The 21,307-nt window shown below is 61.2% G+C and carries 15 protein-coding genes; 7 read left to right on the top strand and 8 right to left on the bottom strand.

Annotation, left to right across the window (positions count from 1 at the left end; translation table 11 throughout):
* Nucleotides 1-98: 98 nt before the first annotated feature.
* Nucleotides 99-983 carry a hypothetical protein gene (locus BLV09_RS12415; RefSeq protein WP_146687491.1) on the top strand — a complete coding sequence of 295 codons (885 nt, stop codon included), beginning with the start codon at nt 99-101 and terminating at the stop codon, nt 981-983.
* 247 nt (nt 984-1,230) lie between these two features.
* Here BLV09_RS12415 and BLV09_RS12420 read toward each other — a convergent pair whose 3' ends face one another.
* The 5 genes from BLV09_RS12420 to BLV09_RS12440 all read right to left on the bottom strand — a co-directional run bounded on the left by BLV09_RS12420 (nt 1,231) and on the right by BLV09_RS12440 (nt 9,795).
* Nucleotides 1,231-1,986, bottom strand: a complete 756-nt coding sequence (locus tag BLV09_RS12420) for a hypothetical protein (protein ID WP_244549060.1) — start codon at nt 1,984-1,986, stop codon at nt 1,231-1,233.
* Between the two features lie 149 nt (nt 1,987-2,135).
* Complete coding sequence (locus BLV09_RS12425; protein WP_244549061.1) at nt 2,136-3,494, bottom strand: (Fe-S)-binding protein; 1,359 nt, start codon at nt 3,492-3,494, stop codon at nt 2,136-2,138.
* Between the two features lie 229 nt (nt 3,495-3,723).
* Nucleotides 3,724-7,263 (bottom strand): error-prone DNA polymerase, encoded by a 3,540-nt coding sequence (locus BLV09_RS12430; protein WP_244549062.1) that lies wholly within the window; start codon nt 7,261-7,263, stop codon nt 3,724-3,726.
* Nucleotides 7,260-9,074, bottom strand: coding sequence for a Y-family DNA polymerase (locus BLV09_RS12435; RefSeq protein WP_349536752.1), 1,815 nt, complete (start codon nt 9,072-9,074; stop codon nt 7,260-7,262). The genes BLV09_RS12430 and BLV09_RS12435 overlap by 4 nt, the downstream gene beginning before the upstream one ends.
* Complete coding sequence (locus BLV09_RS12440; RefSeq protein WP_146687493.1) at nt 8,962-9,795, bottom strand: ImuA family protein; 834 nt, start codon at nt 9,793-9,795, stop codon at nt 8,962-8,964. Before BLV09_RS12440 ends, BLV09_RS12435 begins: the two co-directional genes overlap by 113 nt.
* Before the next feature lie 236 nt (nt 9,796-10,031).
* On the opposite strand from BLV09_RS12440, the gene BLV09_RS12445 reads away from it, so the two are divergent.
* Both BLV09_RS12445 and BLV09_RS12450 read left to right on the top strand, forming a co-directional pair.
* Complete coding sequence (locus tag BLV09_RS12445) at nt 10,032-11,270, top strand: putative DNA modification/repair radical SAM protein (protein WP_146687494.1); 1,239 nt, start codon at nt 10,032-10,034, stop codon at nt 11,268-11,270.
* Nucleotides 11,270-12,715 (top strand): UdgX family uracil-DNA binding protein, encoded by a 1,446-nt coding sequence (locus BLV09_RS12450; protein ID WP_146687495.1) that lies wholly within the window; start codon nt 11,270-11,272, stop codon nt 12,713-12,715. The genes BLV09_RS12445 and BLV09_RS12450 overlap by 1 nt, the downstream gene beginning before the upstream one ends.
* A 75-nt stretch (nt 12,716-12,790) precedes the next feature.
* Here the strand turns inward: BLV09_RS12450 and BLV09_RS12455 are convergent, their stop codons facing one another.
* Nucleotides 12,791-13,288, bottom strand: coding sequence for a ferritin-like domain-containing protein (locus BLV09_RS12455; RefSeq protein ID WP_146687496.1), 498 nt, complete (start codon nt 13,286-13,288; stop codon nt 12,791-12,793).
* 233 nt (nt 13,289-13,521) lie between these two features.
* On the opposite strand from BLV09_RS12455, the gene BLV09_RS12460 reads away from it, so the two are divergent.
* On the top strand, nt 13,522-15,144 hold the full coding sequence (locus BLV09_RS12460) for an inorganic phosphate transporter (protein WP_146687497.1): 1,623 nt from the start codon (nt 13,522-13,524) through the stop codon (nt 15,142-15,144).
* 118 nt (nt 15,145-15,262) lie between these two features.
* On the opposite strand, the gene BLV09_RS12465 is transcribed toward BLV09_RS12460, so the two are convergent.
* Complete coding sequence (locus tag BLV09_RS12465; RefSeq protein ID WP_100380765.1) at nt 15,263-16,435, bottom strand: M20 aminoacylase family protein; 1,173 nt, start codon at nt 16,433-16,435, stop codon at nt 15,263-15,265.
* A 170-nt stretch (nt 16,436-16,605) separates the two neighbouring features.
* Here BLV09_RS12465 and BLV09_RS12470 point away from each other — a divergent pair, with 170 nt between their 5' ends.
* Nucleotides 16,606-18,222, top strand: coding sequence for a GMC family oxidoreductase (locus BLV09_RS12470; protein WP_146687498.1), 1,617 nt, complete (start codon nt 16,606-16,608; stop codon nt 18,220-18,222).
* A gap of 209 nt (nt 18,223-18,431) precedes the next feature.
* On the opposite strand, the gene BLV09_RS12475 is transcribed toward BLV09_RS12470, so the two are convergent.
* A complete protein-coding gene (locus tag BLV09_RS12475) occupies nt 18,432-19,667 on the bottom strand; it encodes an acyltransferase family protein (RefSeq protein WP_244549063.1) in 1,236 nt (411 codons plus the stop codon).
* 297 nt (nt 19,668-19,964) lie between these two features.
* Between BLV09_RS12475 and BLV09_RS12480 the strand changes: the two genes are divergently transcribed.
* Both BLV09_RS12480 and BLV09_RS12485 read left to right on the top strand, forming a co-directional pair.
* Nucleotides 19,965-20,915: a metallophosphoesterase family protein gene (locus tag BLV09_RS12480; RefSeq protein ID WP_100380762.1), complete on the top strand. Its 951-nt coding sequence runs from the start codon at nt 19,965-19,967 to the stop codon at nt 20,913-20,915.
* Nucleotides 20,916-20,927: 12 nt separating this feature from the next.
* Nucleotides 20,928-21,257, top strand: a complete 330-nt coding sequence (locus tag BLV09_RS12485; RefSeq protein WP_100380761.1) for a cupredoxin domain-containing protein — start codon at nt 20,928-20,930, stop codon at nt 21,255-21,257.
* Nucleotides 21,258-21,307: the final 50 nt, after the last annotated feature.

A 21,307-nucleotide genomic window follows, 5' to 3' on the forward strand; every position in this document is an offset into this window, starting at 1 on the left:
GTCCAGAGCTAGCTTATCCACCATAGGTTGCGGAGCAGATCGGCATCGTGTTCCACGGACATCTGTTTTTCAGGAATAGAAGCGGTGGGATTGGGATCGTGTCAGCGTTTCTTCGGTGGCTATTCTATATCTTCGAGTACCTCAAGGAGCGACCAGCTTCTTTGGTCGTGTATCTTTCGTTTGCAGTATTTCTGATACTGTGGCCAGCGGGATTTCTCGTACCCTACGGAGTCACAGTTGGGACGATCCTTGGCAGCGTTGCAATCGCCCTTTCAAGTATCGGTTCGGGACATATCCTCGATAAATGGATCATTGCCGGCATAGGAACGGCAGTCGTGGGGCTCTGCACAGCCACTGACACATCGGAGCAATTGCGGGCTCAAAAGCTGAGAAGCGAGCTCGAAAAAGATATTCAGGCATATGCCACGCTGGCGGACGTAAAGCATGGGTTTGTCCTGTTCGTAACTCACCGCCTCGGAGACTGTGTGAAGGCCCCCCCGGTGGACGCGGATCACTGTGATGACCTGGAATCTTTGTTAGAACACGTTGACGAACTCAACGGCAGTGTCCCCTACTACAAAGCGGAAATCTTGCGTATTCGGGGACGCATCCGCGACAGCGACGACCACCTTTACAACTACCTGGAAGCGGATGATCGCCTGCGTCCCGTCGGTGACGACGACGGAAGCATTTCTGCATGTGCAACCAACGGAACCGGTTATTGTCGTCAAAGGACGGCGTGGGTGTGCCACACTCTGGCGAATGACCTCTTTCGTCGTGGTTGTGAAACCATAGAAATTTCGCAGCGCCGCGATTTGTTCGATCGCGCACAGAAGCAATTGGTGTGTGTCAGTAAATGGTTTGAAGGCGGCTTCGAACAGCGTCTGAGAACTCGACCGTTAGACACAGTCGGTCTAAGCGCAGCACTGGAGATGCAGCTCAAAAATCCTTCGCGACCCTGCGTCCCGCCGCCAAAGACTTGAACTCGTCGGTCTTGGATGGGTCACGGGTTACTTCCCCTTCGCGCGGTGCGAAGGCACACCACCTCGGGTAACGAGGACGAAGCGCCTTGGTGCCTCTGCCCGAGGGAAACGGTGACACTCAAAAGTCCGTTCAGGGTCATTTGCGTCGATGTCCGCGTCACGTCCGGTTAGGGCCTCCGCGAACTCGCGGTAACGGTAGATAGCGGGAAAACGCAGCCGGGACGCGACCACACGGCGCCGATGACAACTACTGTTGTTTGGGCTGCGACTGCGTTGGGGCCTGCGGATGCGCTCTTGCTTGCGGCGACTGAAGCGTCGGCGCAGGCTTACGCAATGGGGGAGCAATCGGCCGTGGCGGAGGCGCTGGTGTGTTGGGCCGCAGGTTCTGCTCGGAAGCCCTGGCGATAAGACGTGTCATTTGTTCCTGGCTCGCCTTGAGCTGCTCGACGGCCTTTGCATTGTCGCTGGCCATTTGCGCCTGGTTCACCTTGAGCTGCTCGACTCCTTGCTCCACGCGTGCGAGATCGTTTGCCATCGTCTGGAGCAACTGCGCCAGTTCGGGAGACACTGTGGTGGCTGCCGGCGCGCCGTCTTGCGGCGCGGCCTGGGCCGAAGGCGTTGGTTGCGTAGGTACTGACTCCGCCCCGGCCACCTGAACGGCAGATGAGCTCAGCTGCGCGGGCGGCCCCGATTTTTCCAGCGGGAGCGATGAAGTTGGAATGAGCTGCGGCACCCACCGCCCGATCGTCAGCCTGGCCGCGTCGCCGTAGGACGACTGCGAAACGAAAGCAGCGACAAAGATACACGCTGCCAACAGCAAGCCGATGAGGCCACGTAGCGCCGGCCTGACGCGCGATGTCCGGCGGCCCGGGACAGCCCAAGGATGGCGCGGGGCATCGTGCTCCAGCTTCGAAAGCTGTTCATTGACACGCGCGAGCTGTTCATCCGCGCGCGCGATCTGTCCGTAAGCGTGGGCCAGCCGTTCATCCGCGAGCGCGACCAAGACATCGTTGGGTTCAGTTGTTTTCGGTTTCGGTGTGGGATCCATTCGCGCACCCTCCCCAATGTCACACTCAATGCAGTTTTGGCCAAAGCATGACCGTACGATGGAAAGTATAGGGCTCCTAACGGCGACGGGCCTTCGGGAACTCGCTAGTGCCCGTCGCTCGCGGATTGCCCCACCGGTCCCGAGCCCGGTTTCAAGGGAAGCGGTTGGTCGCCGAGCATCGCCTTGACGATGACGCTGCGGGCGTTGCCGGCGTCAAGCGAGTGCTTTGTGATCAGGTCGCTGCATTCCGCGACGATCTGGTCGGCATCCTGCATGATCTTGAGCTGCTTGTAGCGATCGTGCCGGTGCAGCCCCATACTCTCGCCGACCACCTCGAGGAGGTTGACGATGCGGAATGGCCAGTCGCGTTCGTGCGCGCACAGCTCGCGATGATCGGAGTGATAGACCGCGACCAGAGCATCGAGGCCCGCGTCACGCGCCGCCTCGAGTTCGTTAAGTTGCAGCTCGCGCTTGAACGCGGGAAGCACACCGACATTAACACTCTGCAAGCCGACCGCAGGCTGCTTCAGATCGACAAGTTCAACGCCGGGGATAGCCTTCAGGATTTCAGCCGCGGCTTCCATGACGCCGACTACGCCGGGATGTCGGTGCAGCGCGACCCGCATTTCGACCCGTCGCTGTAGTTGCGGTTTTAATTGAGCGAGCCGGCCATCGAGAAACCGCATGAATGGCGTCATCTCGAACGGTCGCGAGCCGTGCTGTCGTTCAATCGTTGGCAGTGTCAATTCCGTAAACTGAACGTAGCAGCTCGGGCACCAGGAGATCACCTGGCCGGACTTGGAATGCGACAGCTTCTCCATCGTGCTCGAGGCCATACGCCCGGACATCTCGAGGTCGCCAGTACGCAGCTGCATGACGCCGCAACAATGACTCGGCCCACCCATCACCTGGTAAGTGACGCCAAGCGCATCCATGATATCGAGGGCAAGTAACGCGATATGCGGCGTCTTGAGCACGTTGCAGCCAGTATAGAAAATGAAGTCAGGCGCCTCGGCGGGCTTTGATACCGTCGCCGATTTCTGGCCAAGCCGCTCCAGTACCTCGCTATCGAGCTGCAAACGCGACAGCACCGTCACGTCGCGGCCGAGATCGCGGTATCTCTCCAAGCCTTGGCGTCGCCGTTCAGGCAGCCCGCTGTCGGCCTTTGCGATGCCGAGGCGGGCCATCGCAAGCAGAAAGCGCGGATTGACGCCATAATCGCACGCCTTGATGCATTCCCCGCTGAGCATGCAGGACGCCGCCCATTGGCGCGCCGCCTCGGGACCATCGCCGGTGCGTACAAGGTCGAGTACGCCGCTGATGATGTCTTCGGACCTCGTGGCCGAGATGCCGGCGGGTCTCACGCTCGGACAAACCTCGACGCACTTGCCGCATCGCGTGCAGGCGTCGAGCATCTCATCGACGCGTTCGCCCAGAGCCGTCTCGAAAGAGATGTCGGTCATCGGCTGCATATCCAGCTCTCAGCCTGCGGACAAATCAGCCACGCACGGCTCATGATGCCCGCTGGAACTTAACGCACAAGCACTGACGCGTAAATGGGAGGGCCGCAAGCGGCAAGGTCGGGGAATTTCTCCTTCGGGTCATTCGTGTCGATTTTGGCATGTCCGCGTCACGTCCGGTCGGGGGGAATCTCGGAAGTGCCGGTTGTCCGGTTTTGCCGCTGCGGCAGGCCTAATGAAAATCCCGCGAGCGCGGCAGGATACGCACGTTGCGCGGATGGCGGATCTTCTGCGCCGGATTATCCGGGTGCTCGCGCCGGTCATCATTGACCGCTTCGATCAGCGCAGGCCCTACCGGCAAAGCGTGTTTGCGGGCCCGCGCATCATTGGCCAGGCCGATCAGATCATGCGAGCGGTCGAACATACGCTGGGCGACCAGATGCGTCACTTCTTCCGGGCTGCTCTGGATGTAGCCTTCGATCAGGATGAGCCGTGAACCCATCACTTCCTTGCGGAAATGCTCCATCACTTTCGGCCACACCACGATGTTGGCGATGCCGGTTTCGTCCTCCAAAGTCATGAAGACGACGCCCTTGGAACTGCCCGGACGCTGCCGCACCAGTACGACGCCGGCACAGCGCACACGCTTTTTATCGTTGGCATGGCAAACCTCCGCGCAGGCGATGACGTGCTCGCGCGAAAACGTCGGCCGCAGAAACTGCATCGGGTGGCCCTTCAGCGACAGGCGGATGGTCTGATAATCGGCGACCACCTGCTCCGGCAGCGGCATCAGCGGCAACGGTTTTGCGTTTTCGTCGGGCTGCTCGCGCGCGGTGGCGATTTCGAACAGCGGCAGCGGCACATCGTCCGGTAATCGCCGCACCGCCCAAAGTGCCGCACGCCGATCAAGCCCAATGGAGCGAAACGCATCGGCATCCGCCAGCAGGATCAGCGCCCGCTTGGGCAAGCCGGTGTCGCGGGCAAAATCCTCCAGCGAGGTGAAGGGACGGCGGTTACGTGCCGCGATAATGCACTCGGCCCAGTCGTCTGCTTTCTCATCGCCATTCCGGGGCGTCACCACAACATCGTCATTCCGGGGCGATGCGACAGCATCGAACCCGGAATCTCGCGATACAACCTCGAGATTCCGGGTCTGGTCCTTTGGACCATCCCGGAATGACGGTGTGGAGGCATCATCCCGGAATGACGCCTGAATTTTCTTCAACCGCTCATCATCCGGATCGGCCCATTTGAAGCCATCGATCTGGCGGAAGCCGAGCCGCACGGCGTGATGGTCGCCGTTTTTCTCCTCTAATGTATTCTGGGCAAAACTATAGGAAACATCGATCTCACGCACCTTGACGCCGTTGTTGCGGGCATCGCCGACGATCTGCGCCGGCGCGTAAAAGCCCATCGGTTGCGAGTTCAAAAGCCCGCAGCAAAACGCGTCCGGGTGATAATGCTTCAGCCATGACGAGACATAGACGAGCTGCGCAAAGCTCGCCGCATGGCTCTCCGGGAAACCGTAACTGCCGAAACCTTTGATCTGCTCGAAGCAATTATTGGCAAATGCAGGATCGTAGCCACGCGCGATCATGTTGCCGATCATCTTGTCGCCGAATTTGCCGATCGTACCGAGATTACGAAAGGTCGCCATCGAGCGGCGCAATCCGTTGGCTTCCTCGGACGTGAACTTTGCCGCCTCGATGGCAATGCGCATCGCCTGCTCCTGGAACAGCGGCACGCCGAGGGTCTTGTGCAGGACGTTGCGGAGTTCATCCTTGTTGCCGCCCTTGGGATACGGATATTCGATATCCTCGGGCTTCATTTTCCGGCGCTTCAGGTAAGGATGCACCATGTCGCCCTGGATCGGCCCCGGCCGCACGATCGCGACCTCGATGACGAGATCATAGAATGTCTTTGGCTTCAGGCGCGGCAGCATGTTCATCTGCGCGCGGCTCTCGACCTGGAATACGCCGAGCGACTCGCCTCGTTGCAGCATTTGATAAACTTCGTCGTTGTCTACTGATTTGATATCGGCCAGTTCGTAACGCGCGCCCTTATGATCGGCGATCAGATCAAAACATTTGCGGATGCAGGTAAGCATGCCCAGCGCCAGCACATCGACCTTCATCATGTTCAGCGCGTCGACATCGTCCTTGTCCCATTCGATGAAGGTACGGTCATCCATCGCGGCATTTCCGATCGGCACATAGGTATCGAGCCGATCCTGCGTCAGCACATAGCCGCCGACATGCTGGGACAGATGCCGGGGGAATTCGATCAGCTCGGTGGCAAGCTCGACGGCGAGCTCGATCATCGCATTCTGGGGATCGAGCCCGGCCTGTTTCACCTGCATCTCGCTGAGACCCTTGCCCCAGCTTCCCCACACGGTATCGGCCAATGCCGCGGTGACATCCTCCGTCAGCCCCAGCGCCTTGCCGACATCGCGGATCGCGCTGCGCGGACGATAGTGAATGACGGTTGCGATGATCGCGGCACGGTGCCGGCCATAGCGCCGATAGACATATTGCATCACTTCCTCGCGCCGCGAGTGTTCGAAATCGACGTCGATGTCGGGCGGCTCGAGCCGCTCCTTGGAAATGAAACGCTCGAACAACAGATCGACCTTGGTCGGATCGACGGAGGTGATACCGAGCACGTAGCAGACGGCCGAGTTCGCCGCCGATCCCCTGCCCTGGCAAAGGATGTCCTGGCTGCGTGCGTAATGAACGATGTCGTGCACGGTGAGGAAATAATGCGCGTATTTGAGCTCGGCGATGAGATCGAGCTCCTTCTTCAAGGTCGCACGGAGCGTATCGTCAATCTTGCCGTCAAAATATTGCTTCACACCCGCCCATGTCAGGTCTTCCAGATGCTGTTGTGCGGTTTTGCCGGGCGGCACCGGCTCGTCCGGATATTGGTATTTGAGCTGATCCATTGAAAACACGATGCGATCGGCAAACCGCATGGTTTCCGCGATCGCCTCCGGAAGATCGCGAAACAGCCGCGCCATTTCACCCGGCGGCTTCAGATAGCGCTCGGCATTGGCCTCAAGCCGCCTGCCGATGGCATCGATCGTCGTCTTCTCGCGGATACAGGTGAGCACATCCTGCAGCGGTCGGCGCGCGGGATGATGGTACAGCACCTCGTTGGTCGCGAGCAGCGGCACCCCCGCCGTCGCAGCCAGGTGATGCAGCCGTGCCAGACGGCGCCGGTCATCGCCGCGATACAGCAGGCTCGCCGCCAGCCACACGCCATCGGCGCTACTCTCCTGCAACCGTTCCAGAATTTTCAAGGCGCTGGCCGCCTCATAGCGGTGCGGCAGCGTCAACACCAGAAGCTGGCCTTCGGAAAATTCCAGGAGATCATCGAGCCTTAAATGGCATTCGCCCTTCTCGATCTTCTCGGTATCGTTTCCCCGCTTGCCGCGGGTGAGGAGCTGGCACAGCCGGCCATAGGCGGCGCGATCGCGCGGATAGACCAGAATATCCGGCGTGCCGTCGATGAAGACAAGGCGCGAGCCGATCAGAAGTTTCGGCTTGTGCATGACGTCGGGATTGTCGAGTTCCTTGTAAGCCTGCACCACGCCGGCCAGGGTGTTGTGGTCGGCAATGCCGATCACGGGAAGGCCGAGCTCGCTCGCCTGGTGCACATAAGCCCGCGGATCCGATCCGCCGCGCAGGAATGAAAAATTCGTGGTGATGCCGATCTCGGCATAACCGGGCGTTGGGGCAATACCGCCTGACTTGGTCATGCGAACAGCCGTCATGCGAACAATCCATGCACGAACCAGTTGGCAGGCGTGGGTTTCCCCTCACCGTCCATGAGTTCGCTGCCATAAAGGCCATCGCGAAAAATCCAGAAACGCAGTCCGGCTTCATCCTCGATGCGGAAATAATCGCGCGTCAGCACCTCGGCGTTCTGCTTCCACCATTCCATGGCGATGCGCTCGGGCCCCTCCACGCGGACCACCGCATGGGTGGCGCGGCGCCAGGTGAAATGATGCGGAGGTCCATCCGGCACCGTTGCGAACGGCACCTTGATCGGCTCCGGTCTTTCAAACAGCCGCAGCGGCCGTAATGGAGGCTCGCTCTCCACACGAGCCGGCCACGCCGCCTGCATCGCTGCGGCCAAATGATGCTGCGCCGGCGCGGCCAGCACCGCGCGCTCCGGAATATGCGTATCCTGCGGCAAGTACACGACCACGCGCTTGCCGCCGATGCGCGCGGCAATACGGTCGATCAACGCCGCCAGTTCGTCATTGTCATGCACATTGGCATCGAGATCGCGCTGCTGCTGCACCACGATTTCGGTACGGCTCGCCGACAGGCGAATGAGATCGAAGCCGAAACCGGGATCGAGCGGATCGTTTAACGCATCGAGCCGCTCGCGAAACAGCCGATCGATGATCTCGCTCCGGGTCACGGGCCGCCCGGTATCCACCACGATCGAGCGCACCGCGCCATCGGTACGGAAGAAGCTCGCTTCCAGCCGCCGTGCCCCCTTGCCTTGCTTGTCCATTGCCGCGACCAGCATTTGCGCCAGACGGGACAAGGTCACGGAGATCACCTGATCGGTCGCCACCGGCTCGGCAAAGCGTTTCTCCACGATATAATCCGGCGGCGGCTTTCGGGGACTGATCGGCGCATCGCCCTGCCCTAACGCCTGTTCCAGCAGGGCCGTGAAACCAGCGCCAAACCGCGCGGTGATTTCGTGGCGCGCCCGCGAGGCTACATCGCCGATGGTTTTAAGCCCGGCGCGGCGCAGGCCCCGGGTGATGGCGTCATCGGCGCCGAGGGCAAACACCGGCAGCGGATCGACCGCGCCGGCCTCCTCGCCATCCGCAACGATGCGGCCATGGACATGACTTCGCATGGTCCGCGCACAGACGGGGGTACCGGCAATCCCGGCGCTGACGGTAAAGCCTTGCGCGGTCAACACCTCGCACACCAGACGCATCAACGCGGCTTCGCCACCGAACAGATGGGCACAACCGGTGATGTCGAGAAACAAGCCATGTGGCGGGTCAAGCGCCACCAGCGGCGTGAAGCGGTCGCACCAGTCGGCGATGTCATTCAATGTTTTGACGTCGGCAACTTCATCGGCATCGAATACTTTTAATTGCGGAGAGATCGCGCGGGCGTTGGCGAGCGGCAGGCCGATCTCAAGGCCGAGACGGGCGGCGGCATCATCCAGCGCGTAAATCTGCAGCGCGTTGTTTTGCTTGGCGACGACGATGCTGGGGGCGTCATCTGAACCATCTCGCGATTTGGTGTCGTTCTCTCCCCCCTTGCGGGGGCCGAGGCGAGCAAAGCTCGCTCTCGAGGTTAGGGAGGGGGGTCCCGCAAGCTCCGGCGTTTGCGGCTTACCCCCCTCTCCAACTCTCCCCCGCAAGGGGGGAGAGAGCCGACCATCCGAGTCGTGAGAAATTTCACGCGAACCGATACCCACCTCACGCTGAAACGATTCAGCCGGCGCGGCGCTGTTGTTGCACCCGAGCTGGCGTTTGATGCGATCGATGGGCAGGCGCGGCAGCCACAGGCTGAGGATACGCCGCCGGTTCGCTGAAAAGGCACTCATCACATTTCCATTCCATGATCCATCGCCCAACAAGGCCATGACGATTTCGAATGAGCTGCGCGTCGAACACAGGCGCACCCCATGTGCTCCAGGGCGCCGCAGGCAGTGAAGGCGCCGCGCGCACGATCCATCTTGTCTCCGCGGTTGAAGGCGACGGCTCTGCTGCCACGCGCAGCAGCAGACAGGTGACGCCAGAGGCTTGTGCGGTCAGCGTCAGCTTGCGGCTGGCGACGAGGTCGAGTTGACGTGCCTCGCCCCAGACTTCCAGCACCACAGCGCCCACCGCATCGCAGGCAAGCGCATCGGCCGCCGTTCGCAACGCGCCGTCGACATCAGCCGCGCGCACGGTCACCAATTGCCGCGGATCGAGGCCAAGCTCGGCCAACCCGCTCATCGACAGCGCGCCTGATTCAATTTCGGTGAAATCCTGCCGCACCCACACCAAAGGCCGGCGTGATGACACCCGCCCCGCGAGCCCTGCGATGAACCCGGTGGCCGCACCACTTTGGTGTCCCTCGGCGAACACCTCGTGCACGGCAGCTCTGGCGAGGCCGCCCTGCAGCGTCGCATCCGCCTCGGCATGGCCGAGCGGCACCCTGTTGAGCGCGTACGCAGCGCCAGGCGTTTCGATGCGCTCGATGCTGCCGCGTAAAGTCGCAAGCGTGCTGGTGCGTGCGGCGCATGATCCGCCAAAGTGTGAGCGGTTTGGCGACAAGATCATGCGCCCCTCTTAAAAAAAGTGAGCGCGATCGGACGCAAAACCGGCGACCACTTTTGCTGATCGCGCTCGCACATGCGCCGCTCCTCGAAAATATTGGACTGCCAGTGGTTCTTTGCATGAACCCGAAGCTGGCTCATTTGTTCATGATATGTTCTAATATAAAGCTAACAGGGCCCGCGGAGTCAATCGAATTGGCGCTTCAGGCGATTCATGAATGGAATCAAGAGGATTCAGCGATGGATGTGCAACGCAAGCTGGAAATCCTGGCGGATGCAGCCAAATACGACGCTTCCTGCGCCTCCAGCGGCACCGAGCGGCGGGATAGCAGCGACGGCAAGGGCATGGGTTCGACCGCCCCCGGCATGGGCATCTGCCATTCCTACGCGCCGGATGGACGCTGCATCTCGCTGTTGAAAGTCCTTTTGACCAATGCCTGCAATTACGACTGCCTTTATTGCGTCAATCGCACCTCGAGCAACGTACCGCGCGCGCGTTTCACAACGGATGAAGTGGTGAAGCTGACGCTCGACTTCTATCGCCGCAATTACATCGAGGGATTGTTTCTCTCCTCCGGCATTATCCGCAGCGCCGACTACACCATGGAGCAGGTGGTGGGCGTCGCGCGCAAATTGCGCGAAGAACATCACTTCCGCGGCTACATCCATCTGAAAACCATTCCGGAAGCCGACGACGCGCTGATCGCGCAGGCCGGCAAATACGCCGATCGCCTCAGCATCAACATCGAAGTCCCGGAAGAGACGAGTCTGGCGAAACTGGCGCCGGAGAAAGATGTGCGCGCAATCCGCCGCACCATGGGCCGGCTGCGATTGAAACTCGATGAAGCGCAGGAGAACAGCAAGACCCCGACGAGAACAAAACCGCCGCGCTTTGCACCGGCCGGCCAGAGCACGCAGATGATCGTCGGCGCGGATGCCGCCAACGACCAGACCATCCTCGACACGTCAGCCAATCTCTATGGCTCCTACAAGCTCAAGCGGGTTTATTACTCGGCGTTCAGCCCGATCCCCGATGCCAGCCGCGCCCTGCCCTTAGCCGCGCCGCCGCTGGTTCGCGAACACCGGCTCTACCAGGCCGACTGGCTGATACGGTTTTACGGTTTCGATGTCGGCGAAATCGTCGACCAGGCGGAAGGCATGCTGCCGCTCGACATCGATCCAAAGCTCGCCTGGGCGCTGCGGCACCGCGACCGCTTCCCGCTCGATATCGCCCGCGCCAGCCGCGAAGAATTGCTGCGCGTGCCCGGCTTCGGCACCAAGGCGGTCGACCGCATCATCGCCACCCGCCGCGTCACATCCATTCGCGTCGCCGATCTGGCCCGGCTGCACATCCCCCGAAACAAGGCTTTGCCCTTCGTCGTTCTCAGCGATCACCGGCCGCCACCGCATCTTTTGGACGATGCGCGGCTGGCGGAGCGGTTCAAGCCGAAGGCGAAACAGCTCGGATTTGGCTTCTGATGCACCTCATAACCCTCGACAACGAAACAGATTTCGATGGCTGGCGTAAAGCTGCGCGGGCATTGGCGCTGAACCATGTGAACCCGTCCGACGTGACATGGACGCTGCGCGGCAGCGAGCCCGAACTGTTCGAACAAGCCGCCGAAGCTCCACCGTTTGAACCGGCGTCAGGCACTTTCAACGTGTCAGCCAAATTCGTCGAACTGGCGCAATCCGCGATCCTGCACCGCGATCCCCAGCGCTTTGCGATCCTCTATCGCCTGCTGTGGCGGTTGCGCAGCAACCACGATCTGCTTGACGTCGCGACCGATCCCGATGTCGCGCAGGTCACGGCAATGGCCAGGGCCGTGCGCCGCGATGAACACAAGATGCACGCCTTCGTCCGCTTTCGCGAAGTCGGGCGCGAACAGAAATCGCATTTCGTGGCCTGGTTCGAACCTGAGCATCACATCGTCGAGGCGGCCGCGCCGTTCTTCGCGCGGCGTTTCGCCGACATGCCCTGGTCGATCCTGACCCCTGACGTCTGCGCCCATTGGGACGGCCATGCGGTCTCCATGACATCCGGCGTCGGCAAGGCTGACGCGCCGAGCGAGGACCGGCTGGAGGAAACCTGGCGGCGGTACTACGCCAGCATCTTCAATCCGGCCCGGCTGAAGGTGAAAGCCATGCAAACCGAGATGCCCAGGAAATACTGGAGGAACCTGCCGGAAGCCTCGATCATTAAACCCTTGATCGCCGATGCCGAACGCCTGGCCGGTGCCATGATCGCCAAAGCCGCAACCGAACCGCATAAGTCCCAGAAACGGCCGGAGCCACCCATGAAACCCCCGCATGCAGGATCCGGCACTATCGAAGCGTTGCGCGAGGAAGCAGCCGATTGCCGCGCCTGCCCGCTCTGGAAAGATGCGACGCAAACCGTGTTCGGCGAAGGTCCGCAGCACGCGCAAGTGATGCTGGTCGGCGAGCAGCCCGGCGACAAGGAAGACCTCGCCGGCAAGCCCTTTGTCGGACCGGCGGGACAGATGCTCGACCGGGCGCTGCAAGAAGCCGGCATTGATCGCACAAAGACTTATGTCACCAACGCGGTAAAGCACTTCAAGTTTGTGCCGCGCGGCAAAATCCGCCTGCATCAGAAACCGAACACGCCGGAGATCAGGGCATGCCGGCCATGGTACGAGCGCGAACTGGCCTCAATCCAACCCGCGCTGGTGGTCGCGATGGGCGCAACCGCGGCGCAAAGCGTGTTCGGAAAAATCACACCGATCAACAAGCACCGTGGGCGCCTGATTGACCTCCAGGACGGCATCAAGGCGCTGGTGACAGTGCATCCATCCTATCTGCTGCGATTGCCGGACGAAGACGCCAAGGCGCGGGAATATCAGCGCTTTGTCGATGATCTCCGGATTGCCGCCGATTTGTTGAAAAAAGCCGCGCACGCGGCCTGAATCTTCCTGGAAACGCCGGTCGATCGACCGTCATGCCCGGCTTTTCGCCGGGCATGACGGGTTCGACGCCTGATCTCAGGCTGCCGCGGCAAGATTGACTGCGGCTTCCGCGAGCGTCGTCAGGCTCTGGTCGGTTTTCTTCTCTTCCTGCAAGGTCTGATCCAGCAACCGGACCACGTCCTTCATGCCGAGCTGCTGCGCCCACTGCTTCAGCGTGCCATAGCGGGAGATTTCGTAGTGCTCGACGGCCTGGGCCGCGGCAAGCATGCCGGCGTCGAGCGCCTCGCAGCCCTTGTACTCGTCCATGATCTCCTTGCCCTCATCGAGGATGCCCTGGATCGCGTCGCAGGTCTTGCCGCGCGCCGGCTTGTCGATCAGCTCGAATATCTGCTCGAGGCGTTCGACCTGGCCTTCGGTCTCGCCGTGATGCTTTTCGAACGCCGCGCGGAGTTTGTCGGAACTGGCAGCTTTGGCCATCTTCGGCAACGCCTTCAAAATCTGCTTTTCGGCGTAATAAATATCCTTGAGCGTATCGAGAAACAGGTCGTTGAGGTCTTTGTCCTTGGCGGTCATGGCACGCTCCTTCTGAGACGTCACTGAAATGCGGGGTCTACCCGGCAGCTCAACGTCACCTCCCAAGCAATGTTCCTATCATTTCAAAAGGAAAGCCGCGGAGACGCCTGGCGCGGCCGACCGGACCGAAGCTCGATTTGACGGCATCTCAACACAGGACTTTCGTGGCCATTTCACGTGGCTGTCACATCGATCGCGCAAAGTCCGGGCACCGGATTTTGGAGAAATTTACCATGAGCGACGTTGCATTACCTGGTTCGATTGAGCCCGCCGCTAAAAAAGGCCCCAACCTCGATGGCGGGATTAATCCGCTGCAGGGCATCATCTACATGGGGGTGGTTGCGGCTGCGCTCCTGTTCGTCGCCTACAGCATCTATTCCGACGTCGACGCGACCGGTACGCGGGTCACATCGTACCTGCCCTACCTTATGCTCTTTGTCGCGCTGCTGATTGCGCTCGGCTTCGAATTCGTCAACGGCTTCCACGACACCGCAAACGCCGTCGCCACGGTGATTTATACCCGCTCGCTGCCTGCCAACGCCGCCGTGGTCTGGTCGGGCATGTTCAACCTGTTCGGGGTGTTGCTCTCAAGCGGCGCGGTCGCCTTCGGCATCGTGTCGCTGCTCCCCGTCGAACTGATCTTGCAGGTCGGCAGCAGCGCCGGCTTCGCCATGGTCTTCGCCCTCTTGATCGCAGCGATCATCTGGAACGTCGGCACCTGGTATTTCGGCCTGCCGGCGTCGAGCTCGCACACCCTGATCGGATCGATCATGGGCGTCGGTATCACCAATGCCTTGCTGCGCGGCCGTAACGGCACCTCCGGCGTGGATTGGTCGCAGGCGGCCGGTATCGCCAAGGCGCTGCTGCTGTCGCCGCTGTTCGGCTTCGTGCTGGCGGCTGTGCTTCTTTTCGTCCTCAAGGCGGTATTGCTGCGTGTTACGCCGGCCTTGTTCGGCGAACCGGTGGGCGATCAGCCGCCGCCATGGTGGATTCGCGGCATTCTGATCCTGACCTGTACGCTGGTCAGCTTCTTCCATGGATCCAACGACGGCCAGAAGGGCATGGGCCTGATCATGCTCATTCTGATCGGAACGGTGCCGACGGCCTATGCACTGAACCGCGCCTTGCCCGAAAGCCAGATCGAGCAGTTCAGCACGAATTCAATCGCTGCCAGCAAGATCATCGACAGCAAGGCCGCCGGCTTCAACGTGATCGGCAATCCGCGGCCGGCTGTGACCAACTATGTTGCGGAACATGAGATCAACGAGGGCACCTATCCGTCGCTGGCCGTGCTTGTCTGCGACATCAGCGACCAGGTCCATCAGTACGGAACGCTGGCAAAGGTCCCCGCCGATCTCGTCGGCAACACCCGTAACGACATGTACCTGGTTTCCGAAGCCCTTCGCTTCCTGATGAAGGACAAGGAAAGTGAACTCAGCAGCGCTGACGTTGCGACCCTCAACAGCTACAAGGGATCGCTCGACAGCGCGACGAAGTTCATTCCGACCTGGGTGAAAATCGCCGTCGCCATCGCGCTCGGTCTGGGCACGATGATCGGCTGGAAGCGCATCGTCGTCACCGTCGGTGAGAAGATCGGTAAAACCCACCTCACCTACGCGCAGGGCGCCTGCGCCGAAATCACGGCAGCCGCCACGATCGCGGCGGCCGATGGGTACGGCCTGCCGGTTTCGACCACTCACGTGTTGTCGTCGGGTATCGCCGGTTCGATGGCGGCGAATGGGTCGGGGTTGCAATGGTCGACGATCCGCAACATCGCGCTCGCCTGGGTGCTGACGTTGCCGGCCGCGATGATCCTCTCGGGCTTCCTGTATTTGATCTTCTCGAAGCTGTTCTAACCGAACCATTCGCCGCAGCCAGCGGCGGACCGAGAACCAACAAAAAGGCCCGCGTGACAGCGCGGGCCTTTTTCTTATCGATGCTTCTTTGTGGACCTCACCGGGCCGGTGACCGGCCTCACGCCGCCAGCGTGTTCTCGACCAGCTTGATCCAGTACGACGTGCCATACACGATAGCCTCGTCGTTAAAATTATAAGCGGGATGATGCAGCCCGGCGCTGTTGCCATTGCCGCAGAAGATGAACGCGCCCGGCCGGGCCTCCAGCATGTAGGCGAAATCCTCCGCCCCCATCAGCGGCGGCATCTCGTGAACGTTGGCATCTCCGGCGACTTCCTTCGCTACCTGCGTCGCGAGGTCCGTCTGCGAGGAATGGTTGACCACGACCGGATAGCCGCGTTCGTAAACCAGGTCGATTTTCGCGCCCGTCATCTGCGCCACGCCGGCGACGACTTCGCGCACCCGCTTCTCGACCAATTCCCGCACTTCCGCCGTCAGCGTGCGGACCGTGCCTTTCAGCTCGGCGGTTTGCGGAATGACGTTGCGCGCATTGCCGGCGTGGAATTCGCACATCGAAATGACGGCCGAATCCAGCGGGTCCACGGTGCGCGACACGATCGATTGCAAGGCGGTGATCAACTGCGCGCCGACCAGAACGGAATCGATGCATTTGTGCGGACGCGCCGCGTGGCCGCCCAGCCCTTCGATGCTGATGTCGATGGCATCGGTCGCGGCCATGATCGGACCGGGCCGGATCGCGAACGAGCCGATCGGAAGCCCCGGACCGTTATGCATGCCGTAGACCTGATCGATGCCGAAGCGATCCATCAGGCCGTCCTTGATCATCGCGGCGGCGCCGGCGCCGCCCTCTTCGGCCGGCTGGAAGATCACGACCGCGTCACCGGCGAAATTGCGGGTCTCGGCGAGATAGCGCGCCGCACCGAGCAGCATGGCGGTGTGTCCGTCATGACCGCAGGCGTGCATTTTGCCCGGCGTCCTGGAGGCATAAGCGAGATTGGTCTCCTCCTCGATCGGAAGGGCATCCATGTCGGCGCGAAGCCCGATCACTTTGACGTCGCCCTTGCCGGCAGGCTTGCGACCCTTGATGACACCGACCACGCCGGTGCGGCCGAGACCGGTGGCGACTTCGTCGCAGCCGAACTCCCGCAGCCGGTCGGCTACGAATGCTGCAGTGCGATGGACGTCGTACAGCAGTTCGGGGTGTTGGTGGATATCCCGGCGCCAGGCCTGAATATCCGGTTGCAGATCGGCGACACGATTGATGATGGGCATGAAAGGTCTCGGGTAAAGGGCCAAATGTGCAGGGACCAAGTGTGACCGCTTAGTCTAGCACGCCGTTGCGTTCGGCCCAACATTCTCGGCGCCGCCCCCTGCGCTGTACAGCGGGCGACAGCAACGCTATGGCCTATAAATTGCCCAAAGCGGCTGCACGGTGGTGACTTATGAAGCGGTTAGAAGGTGATTTCGACTACATCGTCGTCGGTGCGGGCACCGCGGGCTGCATCGTCGCCAACCGATTGTCGGCCAATTCCGCCAATCGCGTCCTGATCCTGGAGGCCGGCGGCAATGACAACTGGATCTGGTTCCACATCCCGGTCGGCTACCTCTTCGCGATCGGCAATCCCCGCTCGGACTGGATGTTCAAGACCGAACCGGAAGCAGGTCTCAACGGCCGCTCGCTGGCCTATCCGCGCGGCAAGGTGATCGGCGGCTCGTCTGCGATCAACGCCATGATCTCGATGCGCGGGCAAGCGGCCGACTATGATCACTGGCGTCAGCTCGGCCTCACCGGCTGGGGCTGGAATGATGTGTTGCCCGCGTTCCGGCGGCTGGAGGATCATTTTCTCGGAGACAGCGAATATCACGGCACCGGCGGCGGCTGGAGGATCGAGGCGCCACGGCTGTCCTGGGCCGTTCTGGACGCCGTCGGCGAGGCCGCGGAAGAAATGGGGATTCGCAAAATCCCGGATTTCAATACCGGCGACAATGAGGGCGTCGGCTATTTCCACGTCAACCAGAAGCGCGGGCGCCGCTGGTCCTCCGCACGGGGCTTCCTGAAGCCGGTTTTGAATCGCCCCAATCTGCGCCTGGAAAAGGACGTGCTGGTCGATCGCCTGATTGTCGAGAACGGCCGCGCGGTCGGCGTGCGCTTCATGCAAGGCGGCGAAATGGTCGAAGCCCGCGCCAAGGGCGAAGTCATCCTGTGCGCCGGCGCGATCGGATCGATCCAGGTGCTGCATCGCTCCGGGATTGGCCCGGCGGACTGGCTGGCGCCGCTGGGGATCGAAACCGTGCTCGATCGCCAGGGCGTCGGACGCAACCTGCAGGACCATTTGCAGCAACGCGCGATCTACAAGGTCGAAGGCATTCGCACCCTCAACGAGACCTATTACTCGCTGGTGCGGCGCGGCTTGATGGGCCTCGACTATGCCTTCCGCCGCCGCGGCCCATTGACCATGGCGCCGTCCCAGCTCGGAATTTTTACGCGTTCGGATCCGCACCGCGAACGCGCTAACATCCAGTTCCACGTGCAGCCACTGTCGCTCGACAAGTTCGGCGATCCCCTGCACCGCTTCCCGGCGATCACCGTCAGCGCCTGCAACCTGCAACCGACGTCGCGAGGCACCGTGCGCGTTCGCTCCGCGCAGGCCGATCAGGCGCCCTCGATCGCGCCAAACTATCTGTCGACGGTTGAAGATCGCCAGGTTGCCGCCGATGCGATCCGCACCACGCGGCGGCTGATGCAACAGCCCGCGCTCGCGCCCTATCATCCCAGCGAATTTCTGCCGGGCCCATCGGTCGGCGACGACGATGCGTCGCTCGCGAAGGCCGCCGGCGATATCGGCACCACGATTTTTCACCCCGTCGGCACCGCGAAGATGGGCAAGACCAGCGACCCCACCGCCGTCGTCGACGAACGTCTGCGTTTTCTTGGGCTCGCGGGCCTGCGCGTCATCGACGCCTCCGTCATGCCGACGATCACCTCGGGCAATACCAACACCCCGACCGCGATGATCGCCGACAAGGGCGCCGCAATGATCCTTGAGGATGCGCGGTAGCGCCCGCCGCCGATTTCTAAAACGTGATGAGATTGGGTTGAGTTAGATCGTCAGCGGAAGTCTGTCTCCCCCTCTCCCATGGGGAGAGGGGGTACGGTCTATCGTGGTCCATAACCCCTCACCCGGATTGCTTCGCAATCCGACCTCTCCCCATGGGAGAGGTGAAGGAAAACTTCGGACAGACCGATCCAACTAAAAGTCATCATGCTTTAGATCAGACGCGCCAGGACAGGAATTTTTCGCAACAGGACGGTAAGCCCCCAGCTTGTTGAAAGCGTGCCGGCGAACACGATCGCGAATTTGACGAAGGCCGGGAAGGCCGGATCGTAAACGAGGTACTGCAGCCAGATCAGCGGAATGAAGTGCAGGAGATAAATGCCGTAAGCCGAGGGCTGCATCGTGTCGAGCAGCCGAAGCGGGGATCCTGCAAAGCGCAAGAAAACCGCAGGGATCGTCAGCGTCATCGACGCGCAGAACATCGCAAACGAAACACCGTAAGCCGTGTGCCACCAAAGCGGCGGCGACCTGAAATCCACGATCCAATTGTGGTGCGCATAAACCAGAACCAGGATCGCGCCATAGAAGGCAAGCGCAAAGGCAAACCACACCATCCAGTGCTTTACGATTTCGCCTTTCTCCGCGAGCGGTCCGCTTCTCAACCCGGCGGCGCCAATGCCTACGCCGGCAAAGAAATAGCCGGCATAGAGCAGGATACGGCTGGTCTGAATGATGAGCGGATAATGGCCGGGCACGAACCAGGAGGAATCGCCGAACTCCAGGCGCAGCGGCAGATAGATGATGATCGAGAAGACCAGGAACGCGGCGAAGGCGGTCATCGGCCGGTCACGCAAGGTATCAATGCGCCGCCCGAGCGCTTCGATCGCGCGCGGTACTACCGCCCATAGCAGGGCCGCGATTGCATCGAGCGTCAACAATACCCACAGGAACCAGGCTGGCCCCGGCGGCCAGGGACCGGTCGTCAGCGTGCGCCACCAGAAATGAAAGAAATTGATGTCCGCCGCGTCCGGAAACTGGTAGCGAAAATAGGCAATCGGCATCAGGACGAAGATGGACCCCAGATAGGGTATGCCCAGGCGCCAGCCGCGATTTGACAGAAAATTTGCCGACCCCCTGCGCGCCAGGCTGTCGGATACGAACAGTCCGGAAATGAAAAACATGCAGGCCATGAAGAAGCTGTCTTCGAACAGCACGATCAGGTCGAAACCAAGCCAGCGCATGCGGTCGCCGCCAATCCCGAAATGCGTGTAGTTGATCACCGAGTGGTACAGCACCACCAAGAACGTAACAAAGGTGCGAGCCCGATCGAGCGGAATAATACGCTGCGCCACCATGACGGTCGGGCCGCTATGGGGTCTTTGCCGTATCGATTCCCGAATACGTCGCGCCCACCCCTGACGGAAATCCGGCATCTCGACGAAATTCATGCTCGCACCATGAAGTCGATGCTGAGGACGTAGGGACGCCTCGCTAATTCAGAAAGGAGGTTAGCACAACTCCGTCGCAGCCGATTTTCAACCATCCGGATATTTGCAGGCCTGATCGATCGCCTTGCCGACGGCCGCAAGCAGAGTGGGCGGGATGATCGCAGGCCTGCCCGGTCACGGAAACGTCATTGCCCCCTGCGTCGGCTTTTTCGTCTGCTGCGGAAATTTCCGGGAATAAACCGCCCCCTCTCCCAATCATGTCGCCGAAGCCCAATCAGGGGCTCATGGAGAGTGGCAATGAGCGGGTTTGATCACGACCACAACAATGAAGATCGGGGCGTCAGTCGCCGCCGGGTGCTGGAATGCATGACCTGGGCTGGCACCGGCGTGCTTTGGACGATTTCAGGCGGCGTGCCTCGTTCGCTCGGGCTCGTCGGCTCGGCGATGGCCGCGGAGCCCGCCGGCATGACGTTCCTGCAAATCAGCGACAGCCATGTCGGCTTCGACAAGCCGGCCAATCCAAACGCGCTTGGCACGCTGGAAGAAGCAATCGCCAAGATCAACACCATGCCGGTGAAGCCTTCGTTCATGATTCACACCGGCGATATCAGCCATCTGTCGAAGGCGTCCGAGTTCGATGACGCCGAGCGCATCATCTCGCAAGCCAAGCTCGACGTGCACTATGTGCCGGGCGAGCACGACTTCCTCGACGAAGAGGTGAAGTTCTATCGCGATCGTTACGGCCGCGGCACGAAAGGCGCGGGCTATTACTCATTCGATGCCAGCGGCGTTCACTTCATCGGCCTCGTCAACGTCGTTAATCTCAAGGCTGGCGGTCTCGGTAATCTCGGCGACGAGCAGCTCGAATGGCTGGAGCAAGATCTGAAAGGCCGCTCGAAATCGACGCCGATCGTCGTATTCGCCCATATCCCGCTGTGGACGGTCTATCCGCAGTGGGGCTGGGGCACCGAGGACGGCGCGCGCGTGCTGGATTACCTCAAAGGGTTCGGCTCGGTGACGGTGCTCAACGGCCACATTCACCAGGTGATGCAGAAGATCGAAGGCAACGTCACCTTCCACACCGCGCGCTCGACCGCTTTCCCGCAGCCGGCGCCGGGCGCGGCCCCCTCGCCCGGCCCGATGAAAGTTGCCGACGACAAGCTCCGCAGCATGCTCGGTGTCGCCAGCATCAACTTCAAGCGTGGCGACCAGCGCCTCGCGATCATCGACACCCCGCTGCAAGGCTAAAGGAAATCCAAGATGATTTCGGCAACTCTCCGCACCTTCGGCATTCGCCTGGCCGTCGCTGCGTTACTATCCTCGCATCCCGGCGGTGCGTTTGCCGCCGAAACGAAGGTGACAATCGATAATTTCACCTTCACGCCGGCTGAGCTGAAGGTGAAGGTCGGCGACACCGTCACCTGGAGCAACCACGATGACATTCCGCACACCATCGTCTCCGCGGGTAAATTCAGGTCGAAGGCGCTGGATACCGACGACAGCTTCTCTTTCACGTTCACGGCGGCAGGCGATTACAAGTATTTTTGCTCGCTGCACCCGCACATGACCGGGACGATCAAGGTTGAATAGCGGTCAAAACCAAGGCATCACAATGATGTCCGGCCGGCGCATCGAAGCCG

This window comes from Bradyrhizobium canariense, from assembly GCF_900105125.1.
Taxonomy (GTDB): Bacteria; Pseudomonadota; Alphaproteobacteria; order Rhizobiales; family Xanthobacteraceae; genus Bradyrhizobium; species Bradyrhizobium canariense_A.